The 17,169-nt window shown below is 38.8% G+C and carries 14 protein-coding genes; 8 read left to right on the top strand and 6 right to left on the bottom strand.

Going from position 1 to position 17,169, the window contains the following annotated elements:
* Nucleotides 1-260 precede the first annotated feature (260 nt).
* On the top strand, nucleotides 261-1,502 hold the full coding sequence (metK, locus tag PN450_RS21560; protein WP_053541169.1) for a methionine adenosyltransferase: 1,242 nt from the start codon (nucleotides 261-263) through the stop codon (nucleotides 1,500-1,502).
* Between the two features lie 91 nt (nucleotides 1,503-1,593).
* Here metK and PN450_RS21555 read toward each other — a convergent pair whose 3' ends face one another.
* Nucleotides 1,594-2,052 (bottom strand): pentapeptide repeat-containing protein, encoded by a 459-nt coding sequence (locus PN450_RS21555; protein ID WP_148760183.1) that lies wholly within the window; start codon nucleotides 2,050-2,052, stop codon nucleotides 1,594-1,596.
* A gap of 225 nt (nucleotides 2,053-2,277) precedes the next feature.
* On the opposite strand from PN450_RS21555, the gene PN450_RS21550 reads away from it, so the two are divergent.
* Nucleotides 2,278-3,288, top strand: a complete 1,011-nt coding sequence (locus PN450_RS21550; RefSeq protein ID WP_271837512.1) for an adenosine deaminase — start codon at nucleotides 2,278-2,280, stop codon at nucleotides 3,286-3,288.
* A 229-nt stretch (nucleotides 3,289-3,517) separates the two neighbouring features.
* Here PN450_RS21550 and PN450_RS21545 read toward each other — a convergent pair whose 3' ends face one another.
* Nucleotides 3,518-3,853 carry a rhodanese-like domain-containing protein gene (locus PN450_RS21545; RefSeq protein WP_015080187.1) on the bottom strand — a complete coding sequence of 112 codons (336 nt, stop codon included), beginning with the start codon at nucleotides 3,851-3,853 and terminating at the stop codon, nucleotides 3,518-3,520.
* Between the two features lie 178 nt (nucleotides 3,854-4,031).
* Between PN450_RS21545 and mutL the strand changes: the two genes are divergently transcribed.
* Nucleotides 4,032-5,699: a DNA mismatch repair endonuclease MutL gene (gene mutL / locus PN450_RS21540; protein ID WP_271837511.1), complete on the top strand. Its 1,668-nt coding sequence runs from the start codon at nucleotides 4,032-4,034 to the stop codon at nucleotides 5,697-5,699.
* Nucleotides 5,700-5,735: 36 nt separating this feature from the next.
* Here mutL and PN450_RS21535 read toward each other — a convergent pair whose 3' ends face one another.
* Nucleotides 5,736-8,015 carry an ATP-dependent helicase gene (locus tag PN450_RS21535; RefSeq protein ID WP_271837510.1) on the bottom strand — a complete coding sequence of 760 codons (2,280 nt, stop codon included), beginning with the start codon at nucleotides 8,013-8,015 and terminating at the stop codon, nucleotides 5,736-5,738.
* Between the two features lie 169 nt (nucleotides 8,016-8,184).
* On the opposite strand from PN450_RS21535, the gene PN450_RS21530 reads away from it, so the two are divergent.
* Both PN450_RS21530 and PN450_RS21525 read left to right on the top strand, forming a co-directional pair.
* A complete protein-coding gene (locus tag PN450_RS21530) occupies nucleotides 8,185-8,907 on the top strand; it encodes a Uma2 family endonuclease (RefSeq protein ID WP_271837509.1) in 723 nt (240 codons plus the stop codon).
* 88 nt (nucleotides 8,908-8,995) lie between these two features.
* A complete protein-coding gene (locus tag PN450_RS21525) occupies nucleotides 8,996-9,739 on the top strand; it encodes a Uma2 family endonuclease (protein ID WP_271837508.1) in 744 nt (247 codons plus the stop codon).
* Between the two features lie 41 nt (nucleotides 9,740-9,780).
* On the opposite strand, the gene PN450_RS21520 is transcribed toward PN450_RS21525, so the two are convergent.
* From PN450_RS21520 to PN450_RS21510, 3 genes are all read right to left on the bottom strand, one after another.
* The gene (locus PN450_RS21520; RefSeq protein ID WP_271837507.1) at nucleotides 9,781-11,259 is read right to left on the bottom strand and encodes a serine/threonine protein kinase; all 1,479 of its coding nucleotides are present in this window, start codon (nucleotides 11,257-11,259) and stop codon (nucleotides 9,781-9,783) included.
* 61 nt (nucleotides 11,260-11,320) lie between these two features.
* Entirely contained in the window at nucleotides 11,321-12,331 is a 1,011-nt protein-coding gene (locus PN450_RS21515) for a serine/threonine protein kinase (RefSeq protein ID WP_271837506.1), read from the bottom strand.
* Nucleotides 12,332-12,649: 318 nt separating this feature from the next.
* Entirely contained in the window at nucleotides 12,650-13,735 is a 1,086-nt protein-coding gene (locus tag PN450_RS21510) for a RuBisCO accumulation factor 1 (RefSeq protein ID WP_271837505.1), read from the bottom strand.
* A gap of 202 nt (nucleotides 13,736-13,937) precedes the next feature.
* On the opposite strand from PN450_RS21510, the gene ubiE reads away from it, so the two are divergent.
* The 3 genes from ubiE (at nucleotide 13,938) to PN450_RS21495 (ending at nucleotide 16,792) form a co-directional block, all read left to right on the top strand.
* A complete protein-coding gene (gene ubiE / locus PN450_RS21505; RefSeq protein WP_148760165.1) occupies nucleotides 13,938-14,627 on the top strand; it encodes a bifunctional demethylmenaquinone methyltransferase/2-methoxy-6-polyprenyl-1,4-benzoquinol methylase UbiE in 690 nt (229 codons plus the stop codon).
* A gap of 54 nt (nucleotides 14,628-14,681) precedes the next feature.
* Entirely contained in the window at nucleotides 14,682-15,920 is a 1,239-nt protein-coding gene (locus tag PN450_RS21500; protein ID WP_148766737.1) for a DUF445 domain-containing protein, read from the top strand.
* A 329-nt stretch (nucleotides 15,921-16,249) separates the two neighbouring features.
* Nucleotides 16,250-16,792, top strand: a complete 543-nt coding sequence (locus PN450_RS21495; protein ID WP_148760163.1) for a DUF3172 domain-containing protein — start codon at nucleotides 16,250-16,252, stop codon at nucleotides 16,790-16,792.
* Nucleotides 16,793-17,169: the final 377 nt, after the last annotated feature.

The raw sequence follows: 17,169 nt of genomic DNA, 5'->3' as shown, positions 1-17,169 counted from the left end.
CTCCCCTGGTAGGGGAGAGGTTTGGAGAGGGGTCTGTTTACACATTAAAAACTTTTAAAACATCCTCTTAGAACTTCAACAACAATATCCCCGACTTCTCAAAGAAGTCGGGGATCTGAGTGCCTCTTGTTATACATACAAGCCTTTAGACACTGGGATAAAAGATACTTATTGCAAAAACTGTAATTATTGTTATGATTTCAGAAATTAGTAACTAATGTATTTCATTAGTGAAAAGAATCTATCAGGAGGAAATTCCTTTGTCTCGACGCTATTTATTTACTTCCGAGTCAGTTACAGAAGGTCATCCAGATAAAATTTGTGATCAAATCTCGGATACCATCATTGACGCGCTATTAGCAGAAGACCCTAATAGCCGTGTAGCAGCAGAAGTTGTAGTCAATACTGGTTTGGTGCTAATTACTGGAGAAATTACCACTAAAGCTCATGTCAATTACGTCAATCTTGCCCGTAAAAAAATTGCGGAAATTGGCTATACTGACGCTGGTAACGGCTTTTCTGCGGATAGTGCTAGTGTTCTAATTGCCTTGGATGAACAGTCAGCGGATATTGCTCAAGGTGTAAATACTGCTAAAGAAGCCAGAACTGAAGATAGTGAAGAACTATTCGATAAAATCGGCGCTGGTGATCAAGGGATCATGTTTGGTTTTGCTTGTAACGAAACCCCAGAACTGATGCCTTTACCAATCAGTTTAGCACACCGCATTGCCCGAAGATTGGCAGGAGTTCGCAAAGCTGGTATTCTCCCTTATCTGCGCCCTGATGGTAAAACCCAAGTTACCATTGTTTATGAAGATGGCAAACCTGTAGGCATTGACACCATCTTAATTTCTACCCAACATACAGCTACCATTGGGGATATTACCGATGATGCTGGGGTACAGGCTAAGATTAAGGCTGACCTGTGGACAGAAGTAGTAGAACCTATATTTGGTGATATTGCTATCAAACCAAGTGAGGAAACCAAGTTTTTAGTTAACCCCACTGGTAAGTTTGTCATTGGTGGACCCCAAGGAGATTCCGGTTTAACAGGACGGAAAATCATTGTTGATACCTACGGTGGTTATTCTCGACATGGTGGTGGTGCATTCTCCGGTAAAGACCCCACGAAAGTAGATCGTTCTGCGGCTTATGCAGCTCGTTATGCAGCTAAAAATATTGTTGCGGCTGGGTTAGCAGAAAAATGTGAAGTACAGCTAAGTTACGCCATTGGTGTAGCGCGTCCTGTCAGTATCTTTGTTGATACTTTCGGTACAGGTAAAGTGGATGATGAAATTCTGTTGAACTTAGTCAAAGAAAACTTTGAACTGCGTCCAGCGGGAATTATCCATGTGTTCAATTTACGTAACTTACCAAGTGAAAGAGGCGGACGTTTTTATCAGGACGTTGCAGCTTATGGTCATTTGGGAAGAACTGATTTGGATTTACCTTGGGAACACACTGATAAAGTGGATGTATTAAAGAAAGCGGCGTTTGCTTAATTAGTTAGTTTGATAACAAGATTTACTTTGAGGTTATAGACAATTTAATTATCTATAGCCTCTTTTTTTGGAGTTTCCTAAGTTAATTTACTTAATCCCAATCAGGGAACATAGCTCCATCTTCGCCACCAATACCAATCCCTGTGTTATATATGCCAGCATCGGTAATGTTAAGATTGTCCATTGATGCTTGATAGACGTTGGAATCATTGACTGTGGCGCGGGTAAGATTTGCGCCGTTTAAGTTAGCTTTTTTCAAATTGACGTTGGTAACAAAGGCTGATGTTAAGTTAGCACCTGCTAAGTTTGCTCCGGTCAAGTCAGCACCTTCTAAGTTAGCATTTGTAAGGTTAGCACCCTGAAGATTTGCGCCTCGCAAGTCTGCACCAATTAGATGAGTGCCACTGAGGTTGAGTCCTGATAGATCACACTGGATACATTCTCTAGTTGACAAAAGTTTCTGTAAATCTTTTTGGCTTCCAGCTTGAACTGAATTAGCTAGAAACAGGGGAGTTATCAAGGCCATAGCGGCTAATAGTTGAAGTTTCATACAATTTCCCCCTCTCACAATATAGTTATGTCTGTTCTTGTCCTCACGAACTCATTATCTCACTAATTGGCGAAAAAATGTTGATTTAAACTACAAGCTTGATATTTCTTTTTATAACTCAGCAATTGGGAATAGACAAGTGGTAAACTTTGTCAATTCGTAAGTCCTAGTTTTTTATAGTGGTTTTTGTTAAGATTGATGAAATTTTTCTGGTGAAATACCACTATGGCTTTATATGCAGAATTACATCGGCATTTAGGTGGTTCCGTTGTCCCTCGTGTCCTATGGCGATATTTCCAGCGTCATAATGCTGAGTTGATTTCTCGCTTTGGTGAATATGCAGAGTTTGAAGATTTTTATACTCGTCCTCGTAATACTTTGGATGAATATCTAGAATTGCATACCCTTGTGGAAAGTGTGCAAACGGTGGAGACTTTACCTTACTTCATTTACCGCTTATTACGCGGTGCTTATATTTTTGAGAATTTGGCTTATTTGGAATTACGCTATACTCCCTATTTACGAACTCCTGAACATTTGAGTCAAGAGGAAAGAATTGATAAGATGGCGGAGATTGTAGATGTTGTGGGTAAATCTAGTCATGTACCCGAATATCCCATTGTTACTAGTCAAATTCTTTGTATGCACTCCCGTTTATCTTTTGAGGTAAATAAGGCAATTATTGATTTGGCGGCACAAAATAGAAAGTATGTTTGTGCGGTAGATATGGCTGGTGGCGATCGCTATTATGCCCAAAGAATGGCAGAATGGATCAGTTTATATAATTACGCCCATTCACTGGGTATTAACACCACGGGGCATCTTTATGAAACTAAGGATGGTTGTTATCCCGAATTGTTACCCTATTTAATGCGAATTGGTCACGGTATCCAAATTCCGCTTTTATATCCTGAATTGCTGCCAGAAGTTGCTAGAAGAGGACAATGCTTAGAAGTTTGTCCGACAACTTATTTAAAAACAGGAACTTTACAGGATATTCGGCAACTGAAGTTGGTTTTTGACCGCTGTTTTGCAGCGGGAGTGGATATCGCTATTTGTACGGATAACGCGGGCTTACATAATGTGCGTCTCCCGTTTGAATATGAAAATCTTTTGACTTACGACATTATTAATTTTCAACAGTTAAAAGCTTGTCAAGATGCAGCTTTCCGCCATGCTTTTGCTTGGCCTCACAGTCAACGTCCAGCATCTTTGTTAACTGGGTTGTTGAAGTAGGGAACAGGGAACAGGGAACAGGGAACAGGGAACAGGGAACAGGGAACAGGGAACAGGGAAGAAATTTTGGCGTTGCTGAATTGAGGTATGAAATTCCCAAATTAAACCTTTAAAACTCTTACCTCAGTGCGTCTTTGCGCCTTTGCGTGAGACTAAAATTCATACCCTTAATCAGCAACGCCGAAATTTTTTTCTTTCTCCTGACTCCTGACTCCTGACTCCTCAAGATTTAACCTTCTACGCCTTCTGTAGCACCACCAATGGATTTCCAGGCTGATAAGCCACCGCCCAGTTCAGCTACTGTGGTAAAACCGAGGAATTGTAAGGTTCTCACAGCTTGGGCTGATTGGCTGTCATTTTCGCCATAAACATAGATTTGGCGTTCTCTGTAGAGGGATATTTGGGCGCGAGATTCTAAGTCATTGAGGGGGATAGAAATCGCTCCTGTGATGCGGCTATGATTGTATGTTGAGCGATCGCGCACATCAATAATTGTAAAAGCAGGTTGACCCCATTGAAGACTTGTCTTTAAGTCATTAACATCAGCAACTAAATCAATACTCATAAGTTTTTTCTGCGGCTAATATCATCAGAAATCTACCAAATATCTCTTCTTAATGCGGATTTCTTTAGAATGACAGCAGATTCTAAAAGTTAATCTTTTGTAATCATAATATTGTAAGCTAATGTTCTCTAGATGCAAAAAATACTTAATTTTTAATTTTTAATTGTTAATTCCTCCTATGGTATCTACTATTCAAGCTTTACCAACAGAAGTTGTATATTTAATTACGGCAGGAGAAGTAATTGATTCTTTGGTAGCTGTTGTCAGGGAGTTGGTGGAAAATTCTCTTGATGCTGGCGCAACGCGCATTGTTGTTTCTTTATGGCCGCAACTGTGGCGAGTTCGGGTGGCTGATAATGGTCATGGGATGAATTTGGATGATTTGCAACAAGCCGCAACTGCACATAGTACCAGTAAGATTCATTCTAGTGCAGACTTATGGAAGATTAACAGTTTGGGGTTTCGGGGTGAGGCGTTACATAGTTTAACAACTCTGGCAAATTTAGAAGTTTTAAGTCGTCCTTTAGGGGGAAGTGAAGGCTGGCGAATTAATTACAATAATGAAGGAGAAGTAACAGAAGTAGACTTTGCGGCGATCGCTCCTGGTACTGTCGTAACAGTTAATAATTTATTTGCTAATTGTGAAAACCGTCGTCAAGGTTTACCTCCGACAAATCAGCAATTAAAAGCTGTACAAGGGATAATTCAACAAATAGCTTTATGTCATCCTCATGTTAATTATCAAGTTTGGCAAAATGATAAAGAATGGTTTACGATTTGTCCCGCATTAACTGTGGGAAAACTGATTCCCCAGATTCTCACCCAAGTCCGACAAGATGATTTACATGAGGTGAATTTAGAAATCCCCAATCGGGAAAATTGGTCTTTGCATTTAGTGATAGGATTACCCGATAGATGTCATCGTCATCGTCCTGATTGGGTGAAAGTGGCAATTAATGGCAGAATAATTAAATCACCGGAATTAGAGCAGACAATATTTTCAGCTTTTCATAAAACATTACCACGCGATCGCTATCCTGTTTGTTTTTTACATTTAACTATTTCCCCTGAACAAATTAACTGGAATCGTAACCCAGCGAAAACAGAAATTTATCTGAATGAACTACCTTTTTGGCAAGAACAAATTACTGAAGCCATTAATAAATCATTGCGGATTTCGGAAACTAATATAAAAGAATCTGTTCACACAACCAGAGTTAGTAATTTATTAAAAGTAGCAGAATCTAAAGGTGAATATAATTTCAATTCTCAAAGTTCTCAAAATTTCCAAAGTAATGAAAATCAAAATTATTTAAAAGCTATTGCTCAAGTCAGTAATACTTATATTGTGGCTGAACATTCTGGAGGAATGTGGTTAATAGAACAACATATAGCCCATGAACGAGTATTATATGAACAATTATGTGATAATTGGCAATTAGTCCCTGTGGAAACTCCAATTATTATTTATCAATTATCGCCAGCGCAGGTTTCTCAATTACAACGGATTGGTTTAGATATTGAACCTTTTGGTGATAAACTTTGGGCAGTGCGAAACATCCCTAATATGTTAAAACAACGAGAAGATGCTGCTGATGCCATTTTAGAGTTAAGTTGGGGAGGAGATCTACAAACTGCTCAAGTTGCTGTTGCTTGTCGGAGTGCAATTCGCAATGGTACAAAAATGAGTTTACCAGAAATGCAGACCTTATTAGATAATTGGCAACAAACCCGCAACCCGCGGACCTGTCCTCATGGTAGACCAATTTATTTATCTTTGGAAGAATCGGCATTAGCGCGGTTTTTTCGGCGGAATTGGGTAATTGGGAAAAGTCATGGGATTTGAAGCTTATCAGAGTATTATTTTAGTCCCGTCCCAATTTCAGCGCGGAAATTGCCGTTTTAAAGCTGCAAAAACTGGACAAGGGGCTGATGTTTGTAAATTCTCCGGTTTACTCCAGGTAAAGGGGGCTTTTTGAGCCGCAGACATCCATAAAAGTTTTTTGGCTCTAGTCATGGCAACATAAAGTAAGCGATATTCTTCGGCGATTTTCAGGTATTTTGATTCTTCCCAAGCTTGAGAAATATCAGGTATAGGTTTTTTGTGAAGTCCCGCACGAATTTGGGCGCGGACGACTTCTGATAAGGTAAAATCACCTAAAAATTGTCCTTGGGGGGGAATCCAAAATCTGCCAGGAATTAAATTTTCATGGAGAAAAGGCAAAAATACATAATCCCAGTCTAGCCCTTTGGCTTTGTGCATGGTAATAATTGTTAATTGCCCTGCTTTAGTATATTGTGCTTCCACATTTTCTGGTTCTACAGATTCAAATCTTTCGGAACTGACAATTTCACTTAAAGCTAATATCATTGCCCCCATAGAACTATTCCCAAAAATTTGCAAATTTACCCGTTCTGCAAGTTTATCAGCAGTAGCCAATTCTGCTTGATCATATTTTAAAGTTAAGGCAAAAAAAGAAATTATTTGATAAAATGGTAGTTCTAAATAAGCCCTAAGTAAACTTCGACAAAGATGAGCTGCTTTTTGCACTATTTCTATTTGGGGTGCGCTTAAAAGACTTGGATATAAAAATTCTTCAGGTAGACTAGCTAGAGTGTTAATATCTTGAGTTGGAATTAATTGCCGTTCGACGAGAACATCTAAAGTAGCTTTGAGATAATCGGGGGAATGGGGACGCTCACAAAACTGTAATAATGATAAGATCTCTTGAGGAACATGAGAACGACGTTCTTTTTCTCCCACATCATAAAGTTTAATTTTATGTTCTTTGCATATTGGTTCTAAAGCCGCAGCTAACCATCTTCCTTGACGATTTTCTCGCACTAATATCGCTGCACAAGCTTGGGGATTTTCTGTAAATAGTTCAATTGCTCTTTGGGAAAGTAATTCAACTGTATGATGAATATCTCTAGGAGTATAAAGTTCCAAACCTTTTCCCACAGGTTCAGGATTGCCATTTTCTTGATTAACTGGTTGAATTTTCTGAATTCTAAATGGTGGTTGTCTATGATTAGTTTTGACAAAATCCTGATTATTTACCCATTCTAAAGCAAAGTTAGCCGCATCAATAATTATTTGTGTACTACGACCAGCTTGATCCATTTCTGCCAGTCTATCTTGAGTTTGACAATCTTCACAAAATTCTCGAAAATAAATAGGGTCAGCAGGTGTAAAAGTGGAATTAATCGCTTGATTAGGATCACCAACTCTAATTAAATTTAAGGCTGATTTATCTAAGTTATCTCCAAATTCTTGACTAGCGAGTATTTCTAATAAATCTGTTTGTAGGGGACTAGAATCTTGAGCTTCATCTTCAAAAACAGCAAAAACTTTATTTTGTTCAATCCGGCAGGTACTAGGATTTTTTAAAACTTTTAAAGCCCCTAAAATCATATCATCGTAATCAATGAAATCTTGCAACTGCATGATTTTTTGATATTGTGCATATAATCCGGCTGCAACTTTCAAAATTCCATATTTATCTGAAGTTTGTTCACTCCACTTGAATAAATCTGCGGGTGATATTCCTGAACTTTTCGCTTCATGAATCACTGTATAAGCTAAATCTGGTAATACTTCCGTTCTTAACACTGACTGACGACGGAGTTTTTCGGTTTCTTCTCCATCAAATTGCTGTCCTGCAAGTAAGCGCAGATAAATTTCAGGATCATTAGTAATCCATTGTTCTACGGCTGTGCGAATGAATTTATGACTTTGATTCGGTGTAATTAAGGTCGCATTTTCTAACTGTAATCCCGATAAATGAGGATGACGACTAGCGATAATTAAGGCTAAACCATGCAAAGTATAAACTGCAAATCCTGTTTGTGGTAAAGATAATTTTTTTAAATTTTCCCGAATTTTAAATTTAATATGTGCAGTTGCAGAACGGGTAAAGGTGACAACAATTAACTGTTTATAATCCTTATTGCCCGTATTTAAATAATACTCATATTGACGAGCAATAGCGATCGCTGCGGCTGCCGCCATTCCCGTTGATTTGCCCGCCCCTGGCACAGCAGACACCGCCAATGGACCTGATTGCCAATCCGCCATTTGCGTTTGTCCTGGGCGCAGTTGGGCGCGAATGGTAGCGATATTTTCTGTTAATTTAGTAAGAGGTGATTGGTCATTAGTCATTAGTTTTTATACAAGCTGTGTAATTTGATTCAAGTTAATATCCTTAATGAGAGGAATATCTACAGGGGTAGGTTTATTACATCGTACGATGCCTGCGGAGCGCTGGGCGATCGCTTTACACCTTAATCTTGCTAAACTAGAATAAACCTCACACCAGCAGGAGGACATAATGACTTTTACAACTGATATCCAGGAAGATCCAGACTTACGCCCTTATCCAGAAACCTCTCTTCCAGACCACACTCAACTCCCAGAGTCGGACGGTACATTCGTGAAAAACTTCCAGGAACATCCCCAAAGCATTCTACTGACAGACTCCATTCAACCAATATTGAAAAAAATTCATCCTGACGGACAATATTGCATAGGTCAAGATAGCGGTATCTATTGGCGCATTACTGACCCTCCAGAACGCGGTACGGAAGCTCCTGACTGGTTTTATGTCCCCAATGTACCACCTACCTTAAATGGGCAAATGCGCCGTTCTTATGTCCTTTGGCAAGAATTTATTGCTCCATCAATTGTTTTAGAATTTGTTTCGGGGAATGGAGCAGAAGAACGAGATAAAACTCCTTGGAACGGTAAATTTTGGATTTATGAGCAGGTAATTCGTACTCCTTTTTACGGCATTTATGAAGTTAATAAAGCCAGTATAGAAGTTTATGAATTAATTGGTGGAAAATATCAGTTATTAGCAGCAAATGAACGAGGACATTATTCAATTACACCTATGGGTGTGGAGTTAGGTTTATGGCAAGGTGAATATCAGAATGCAGAATTACCCTGGTTGCGGTGGTGGGATTTGCAAGGTAATTTATTATTAACTGGTGAAGAAAGAGCAAATCGCTTGGCTGCACAATTACGGGCTTTGGGAGTTGAACCGGAAGCGTAATATTATTTGGACTTTGAGTTAAGGATGCGTCGCAATCCTTACTAATTTTGCTAAACTAGAATAAACCTCACACCAGCAGGAGGACATAATGACTTTTACAACTGATATCCAGGAAGATCAAGACTTACGCCCTTACCCAGAAACCTCTCTTCCAGATCATACCCAACTACCAGAGTCGGACGGTACATTTGTGAAAAATTTTCAGGAGCATCCTCAAAGCAATCTACTGACAGACTCCATTCAACAAGTATTACAAAAACGCCATCCAGACGGACAATATGCCATAGGTCAAGATAGCGGTATCTACTGGCGGATGACTGACCCAGCAGAACGGGGTGCAGAAGCTCCAGATTGGTTTTATGTCCCCAATGTACCCCCTACCTTAAATGGGCAAATACGGCGATCTTATGTCCTTTGGCAAGAGTACATTGCCCCGTTAATTGTTTTAGAATTTGTCTCTGGAAATGGTAGTGAAGAAAGAGATAAAACTCCTTGGAAAGGTAAATTTTGGATTTATGAACAGGTAATTCGCCCTGCTTTTTATGGCATTTATGAAGTTAGGAAAGCCCGTCTTGAAGTTTATGAATTAACTGGTGGACAATATCAGTTATTACCAGCAAATGAACGGGGACATTATCCAATTAAACCTATGGATGTGGAGTTAGGTTTATGGCAAGGTGAGTATCTGGCTATGGAACTACCTTGGCTGCGTTGGTGGGATTCCCAAGGTAATTTGTTGTTGAATGGTGATGAAAGAGCCGAACAAGAAACACAAAGAGCAAATCGTTTGACTGCACAATTACGGGCTTTGGGGATTGAACCGGAAGCGTGATATTATTTGGATTTTGGGTTAAAGATGCGAGATTTACTAAACTATGAAACTGGGTTAAAAAGTCGGTGTCCTAGCCATCCTAAACCTAACCCTAGATTAGATATGCCAGCCAAAATTAGAAAAGTATGAAACTTGTTAAAGGATTTTTCTAATTCATTTCCACAAGCTCCAGCCATAGCTACAGCTAACCACCAAGACCCAGCCCCGCCTATAGCTACAGCTAACCACCAATCCCCAGTCCCTGTTATAGCTACAGATACAGCTAAAGTCACGGAACCAGCTATAGCTGCTGACCACCAAGACCCGGCCGCAACCACAGACCTAGCCATAACTACAGCCCCAATAACAGCTACAGCTACACCCCAAAATGGAGCATGAGATGTGGTTAAGAGATAGCCCATAAATGCATGAGACACTAACGAACTAATTAGCCAACTCCAAGGAATTGTTCTAGCTGGTTTATTGCTAATAGTTTTTTTGTCTCCTTTACGGTCAGGATAAACAACTTCTGGTTTGTAAGCATTTCTAATTAACACTGCATTAACAATGTTTGTTCCTGCATTAACAATTTTTATTTTTACATTAACAATGTTTTTATCTCTATTCATAAGTTTTATCATTGCATTAGCAATATTTTTCCCAAAACTAACAATATTTAGTCCTGCATTACTAACTTTTCTCTCTACATTAGGAATTTGAGGCTTGTAATTTAACATTTCTAGCCATAACTGCATTGATTTGGGTCGGTCTTTTGCTTCTAAAGCCATACCTTTGAGAATTGCCTGATTTAATTTGTTGCTGATACCAGAAATAAACCTCTGTGGTGGAATTAGCGGTTGATTATCAACTTTACGAGCTAAGGAAACTGAGGGTTTTTGTCCAGTCACACCATAATAGAGTGTGGCGGCCAAACTATAAATATCAACCGTTGGCTTGCTAGTACCTCTAGTGATTTGTTCATAGGGTGCAAATGCCGCATTAGCATCTTTACTCATTTGAGTTCCGGTTAAGGGAACTATTTCTTTAGAAATGCCAAAGTCAATCAAAACTGCTTTACCATTACTTCGCAGCATAATGTTTCCAGGGTGGGCATCTCGGTGTACTAATCCTGCTTGATGCACTACCATTAGAGCTTCCCCTATTTGGCGAATACAAGTTACAATCTCTGCTTCTGGTAATGCTCCCCTACGCTTGACAGCTTGAAACAAATTTTCCCCCGGTACAAACTCCATGACTAGACAATGGGTGTTACCTTCCTGAAATAGTTCAATTACCCCGACAATATGAGGGTGAGGCTCTTGAGATAAACGTGCTAGTGTCTGCCCTTCTGCAATAAATCTTTCTATATACTTGTCATATTCTGGGTCATGGTTCAGATATTCATTAGGTGTTTTGATAACAACTGGCCGATTTAAGTAAACCTGCAATGCCTTGTAAGTAATGCCAAATCCCCCTTGACCCAGAATTTGCTTAATTATATACTTACCACCGTGTAATTTCTGTCCTATTCCCCAGGTCATGAATACCTCTGATTTTAAATATTTATTTTCATAGCACCACCTGAGAAAAGTTTACATGATTCTACGGTTTATTGGTAGGTAAAGAAGTCGGAGAAAGTGACGGTGTGCTGGTAGGTGGAGATGGTTTAAAAATAGTAATCCAGCCAACTATACCTGAGAGTAATGTCCCAATAGCAGCAATTCCGGCTATAACCAATGTCCAGAACTGGATGTTTTTATCCCAACTCCAATCAAATATAGGCTTTGGTTTTTTTTCAGTTCCACCTAAAGAGTCAAGCCATTTTTTTACTGATTGCGATCGCTCTTGGGGATTTAGTTTCATTCCTGTTAAAATTGCTTGGTTGATGCGATCGCTAATTTTGGGATTAATTTCTTTTGGTTCTTGTAAATGAATATTATCCAGTTTACGTTTAAGAGCATCCACAGGAATTTGACCAGTCAAAAGTACATAAAGAGTTGCAGCCAAAGAATAAATATCACTGGCTTGAGTTGGTTTAGTGCCTGTAATGTAAAGCTCAGGAGATGCAAATCCGGGGGCATTTTCTTCGGCTCGTCGCGTCGTTAATTCATGGTCAAAATCTAGAGACAAATCAAAATCAATAAGTACAGCTTCAGGTTTTCCCCCACGTAAAATAATATTTTCTGGTTGTACATCTCCATGAATTAAGTTATTTTCATGTACAACTGTTAAAGCTTCCCCAATTTGCTGAATGTAAACTAATGCTTCTTCTTCAGGAAGTTGTAGTTGGTCACGTTCAGCTAAGTTTAATCCGGCTACATATTCCATTACCAAACAGGAAGAATCTGCTTCTTTAAAAGGTTCAGCAAATTTAACAATATGTTGATGCTGACAGCGCGTAAGTTTTACCGCTTCTTGCAAAAACAGCGTTTCTAGCCGTTCCCGATCTGATTGATTTAGAGATGTGAGTGAATTAATATCTAAGGTTTTAATTATTTGGCGATCGCCATTTTTATTTTTAACCAAATAAGTAATCCCGAAGCGTCCTCTTCTTAATTCTTTCTCAATAGTGTATTTTCCACCTTGCAACTGATCACCTGCTACCCAAGCCATTTTTGCAACTCCCCAAATACTTGGATTAATTTTCGCACAAAAAGCTTGTGTAGTCTCTATCTAGCTTCAGTTTCTACCCAAAATCACGAAACTCCTTCCCATGCCATATTCTTAATATAAGAATCACATCTTCAATGCGTAATTCATCAACTTTCAACAGAAAATAATCCCTTGGTCTTCTATTAAACCTGCTTATATAATAAAAATATCTTAACTAATTGATTGTACGGGTAGGGGTTTAGCACTGCTAAACCCTTACATATCTACGCAAAACTGTTAAATTAATTTCTTCTTTCTGACTCGGTGACTTCTATTGCATTACTCGTCAATCTGCCACGCATCTTTGGTATATTCTTCATCCAATACTTTCTTAGGACGAACCAAAACAATCATTTTTCCTAACAGGGGAATTGCTGGTGCGGTTTCAAACCATTGAAAGTCAATACTATCGCCGTTTTCAAACACAAAGTAATTGGAAATATCCCATTCTCTTTGAGCGCGATCTATAACGATCATAATCGGTTCAACTTTATTTTGATGGGGGTTGGGGAAAATATCGCTTTTACCAATGACAACTACAGGATCTTCGGCATTTAGTAGCACTTTCCAACCTGGTAAAGATACCCAAGCTTGTTCTCCGGCAAATTTAACGATGCGAAATGGTTGAATTTCGGTAATAAATGGTACGGCTTTTAATTCCTGTGGAGTTAGTGGCAATTCACCTACTACTGGTAAAATCCGGGGTAAGTCTTCATCAATTTCTAGCCGATAAAATGGCAAAATAGGCGGAGCTAGTTTGGGAGCAACGCTAAAATCCATTAACAGTTGTTCTAGTTGTTTTCTAGCTGTTTCGGAGTGAACAAAGCGTAAACCTTTGGCAATTAAGCGCGATCGCTCTGATAAATCAGATTTTTGTCTAGCGTATTTCCAGGATTGATAAGCGATCGCATCTCCTGGATGTTTACTGAAACCTTCTGGTAAACTAGGAAACCAAGAATAGTCTTTCACTGCTTTGGCTATATCCCTGACTACATCGGCATCAAGTTTGTATTGATATGTCAAATCCGCAGTCGTGGCTCGGTCTTCTTGAGTTAGTCCACGTAACTCATATAACACATCACTACTTTTGTACTGGTAATATGCTAATGTTTCTGGTGATGAGCCGCATTTTTCCAGAGAATTGTAAACCTGAGAGCCAACAATCACCTGATTTTGTTGAATCTGTTCAAATCCTGTGGCTTCAAAGATATCTTGGGGATTGTAACCGTTTTTTTGCAGGTAAGCGATCGCTTGTCCCCATTCCACCCAAGTCCCCTGTTTTTGTCTCAGCTTGACTAATAATTCTGTGGCTGTCTGTGCTGTATCCTCTGCAGGATTTTGAAGATTGGGCTGTGTTTCGGTCATAATTAAAAAGTGCGTCTTTAAAGTTAATACTGTCTGATGAGTGTGAAGAAATATAAAGTTGGGAAACTATATTCTTCTATTATGTGTGTTTTAATTATGAAAATAGTCAGAAAAAATAAGTGAGATATATAAACCAAGTTCGCTGTCAACGCCTAACCCCTGAAAGTGCCAAAAAACTTAATGTTCCCTACTCCCTCAACAAATGAGTAACGAAGTCCGCGCTATATTTAATCGTATTGCTCCTGTTTATGACCAACTTAACGATCAATTAAGCTGGGGACAACACCGCCTTTGGAAAGAAATGACAGTCAAATGGAGCGCAGCTAAACCTGGTGATACTGGCTTAGATTTGTGCTGCGGTAGTGGTGATTTAAGTTTTCGGTTAGCACGTCATGTAGGGGTAACAGGCCAAGTTTACGGAGTTGATTTTTCTGCCAATTTATTGAATACTGCTCAAGAACGCTGCAAAAATTACTATCCCCTACCTCCTATTAATTGGGTAGAAGCAGATGTATTAAATTTACCTTTTGATGATAATTATTTTGATGCAGCCACTATGGGTTATGGATTAAGAAATGTTAAAGATATTCCTAGTAGTCTCCAAGAAATATACCGTGTTCTCAAACCAGGAGCTAAAGCCGCGATTTTAGACTTTCATCGTCCCCACAATCAACAGTTCCGCGCAGTGCAACAATGGTATTTAGATAATCTTGTAGTTCCCATGGCGACTAATCTCGGCTTAAAAGACGAATATGCTTATATTAGCCCCAGTTTAGACCGCTTTCCTACTGGGAAAGAGCAAATAGAATTAGCGCATCAAGTTGGTTTTCTGGATGTCACACACTATCCCATTGCTAACGGTATGATGGGAGTATTAGTAGTAATTAGATGATTGGTAATTACCCATTATCTATTACCCACTACCCATTACCTAATCCAAAAGCCTGTGGATTTGTCTCGAATTTTATTGTATATCTCACCCCCAATCCTGGGTGGATTAATTGGCTATTATACCAACGACATAGCCATAAAGATGTTATTTCGTCCCTATAAAGCAGTTTATGTTTTTGGGAAAAAAGTCCCGTTTACGCCAGGTTTAATTCCTAGTAATCAGGAACGGTTAGGACAAAATATTGCTAATGCGATTATGAAATCGCTACTGACTCCAGAGGAAATGCAAAATCTGGCGCGGAGACTCCTGCAACCTGAACGACTACAAGGCGGAATTTTCTGGTTATTACGTCTGGTAGTTGATCAAGTTAAAGGTGATAAAAACCCTCGTAGCACTAAGATTTTGGCGGGAGTTTTACGTGATTTATTGGGTGAATCTTTACCACGTCTTTTGAAGGTTTTAGCGCGACAAGAAACATTTTTAGAAACGCAAATTAACCAAATATTTGATAAGGTATTATTAGAGTTTCAACTTAGTGAAGAACAATCTGTCCGGTTAGCTGATTGGTTATTAGAGATAGTTTTACCTCCCGATAGATTACGACAAGTTATTATTGATTTTTTAACAGATCGGACAATTCAAACCATTGATGAGAGTTTTCGAGAAAAAACCAGTGGTACTTATTGGGTAGTGGCAAATCTATTTGGGTTGAAGAATACTTTGACTCGGTTACGGACATTTTGTTTAGATGAAAAGGAAGCAACTAATAAAAGATTGCAAGAATTAATTAAAGATTTAAAAATGCGCGATCGCATTAAGGAATTATTACAAAATTTATCTTTGCAAAATCTTCCTGTTGGTACAGTCCGTCAACTGCGAAAAACGATTAGAGATAGTGTGCGTGAATATCTCCAAAATAGTGGTAGGGACTTGCTCAAAGAATTAACAGAATCGGCTGATTGGGAAAGAATTTCTATTGTCTTGTTAAATCGGTTAAGTAGTTCAGCCGTTGTTAACAATTCTTTAGAAGTTGTGGCACGGGATTTAGCATTAATTTTAGAAAAGTATCTAGAAAAAGATTTAGAAATTATTGTTGCTCAAGCAATTCCTATTTTATCTATAGATCAAGTAATTGTGGAACGAGTAAAAGCCACCTCACCGGCTGAACTGGAAGATGCTATTGAGGGAATTGTCAGAAATGAATTACAAGCAATTGTCACTTTAGGTGGTGTTTTAGGTTTTGTTGTCGGTTTGTTGCAAGTAGGATTTTTATTTTTGAGTCAATCTATGTGATTGGTAATTGGTAATTGGTAATAGTTAAAAAATTTAACTTTTGTAAGAGTTAAAAAAATATCAGCAAATCCCGAATTTCTTGCTGGTCAATACGTCAGGGGAAACGCATCTAATTTTTTTTAACAAAATGTAACTTATATGAATAGAGAATAGGGGTAGTATTACAAGGGCAATATCAAGTTAATATGTGAATATAAAGAAAATTTCATGGTAAATTCGTTTCGATAAGAATCAATAAAATGGGTTGAAGTGGTATTCTCTCTTAAATGGCATACTGAATAAGGGAGAAATTAAAAAACCACTCTTGGGATGAAGGTAATAAAGCGAAAATGAGACGTAAATCTGCTAATAATAGACCAACTAATCCGTCTAAACCCTCTATGTTCCAATCCCCGGTGTTTAACTTCGCCACCATTGCCCTTTTAGGAGGAGTGATGATTTTGGGAATTGGGATTGGGATTGCGTTTAGTTCGACAACTACATTGAGTTCATCAAATGTGGCTTCCCGTGAGTTCATTGACACTAGAGCGCCAAATCCTGAGATTTGTGTGCAGTTTGGATCTAGTGCCATGGTGATGGATGCTAGACTCTTTGTCACTCTTAATCCCTTTAATGTCTTTGTTGCCCAGCCAAATATCCGCCCTGGATGTGTAATTCGTCAAAATAACTGGGCAATTTTGGAAAATAAAAAACTTGTAACATCAGATCAGGTACGAGAATGTAAAAATCGTCTTAATACCTTTGGCTTTACAGGGGACTTAAATAGTGAAAAGCCAGATATTAGATGTATTTATCAAAATGAATCGGCTCAAAATTTCTTTTTATCTCAACCTGGTGCTGTGGGAAGTCCACAAGATACGGAAAGATTTTAAATATGGGAGTCAGGAGTCACCGAGTCAGGAGTCAGGAGAAGGAAGAAGAAAGAAGAAGAAGGAAGAAAGAAAAATCTTCTTTCTTCCTTCTTCTTTCCTGATAAGTTTTAGCTTAACCGACAGAAGCCCCACGTCTGACCCGATAGGGCAGCGGGGGATGAATGGCGTGTGAATTGACGACGGTTTTCCGACCAACGCGACAGCAAGGAAGGAAAACATGGAGACAATTCACAAATTTTGTGTTATGAATTGAATATCTCGGCAAGGCGAGAGAATAGCGATAACCAAGCTAGATACATGATCATTTTTGTTGATTAACCTTGATTTTGCCTTTGGAACGAGGGGTCAGCCTATCGCCTTAACATCAGTCTTGTTGT

It is taken from the genome of Dolichospermum lemmermannii CS-548, from assembly GCF_028330815.1.
Taxonomy (GTDB): domain Bacteria; phylum Cyanobacteriota; class Cyanobacteriia; order Cyanobacteriales; family Nostocaceae; genus Dolichospermum; species Dolichospermum lemmermannii.
The sequence above is the reverse complement of the archived record's forward strand: the minus strand, read 5'-3'. Positions and strand labels throughout refer to the sequence as shown.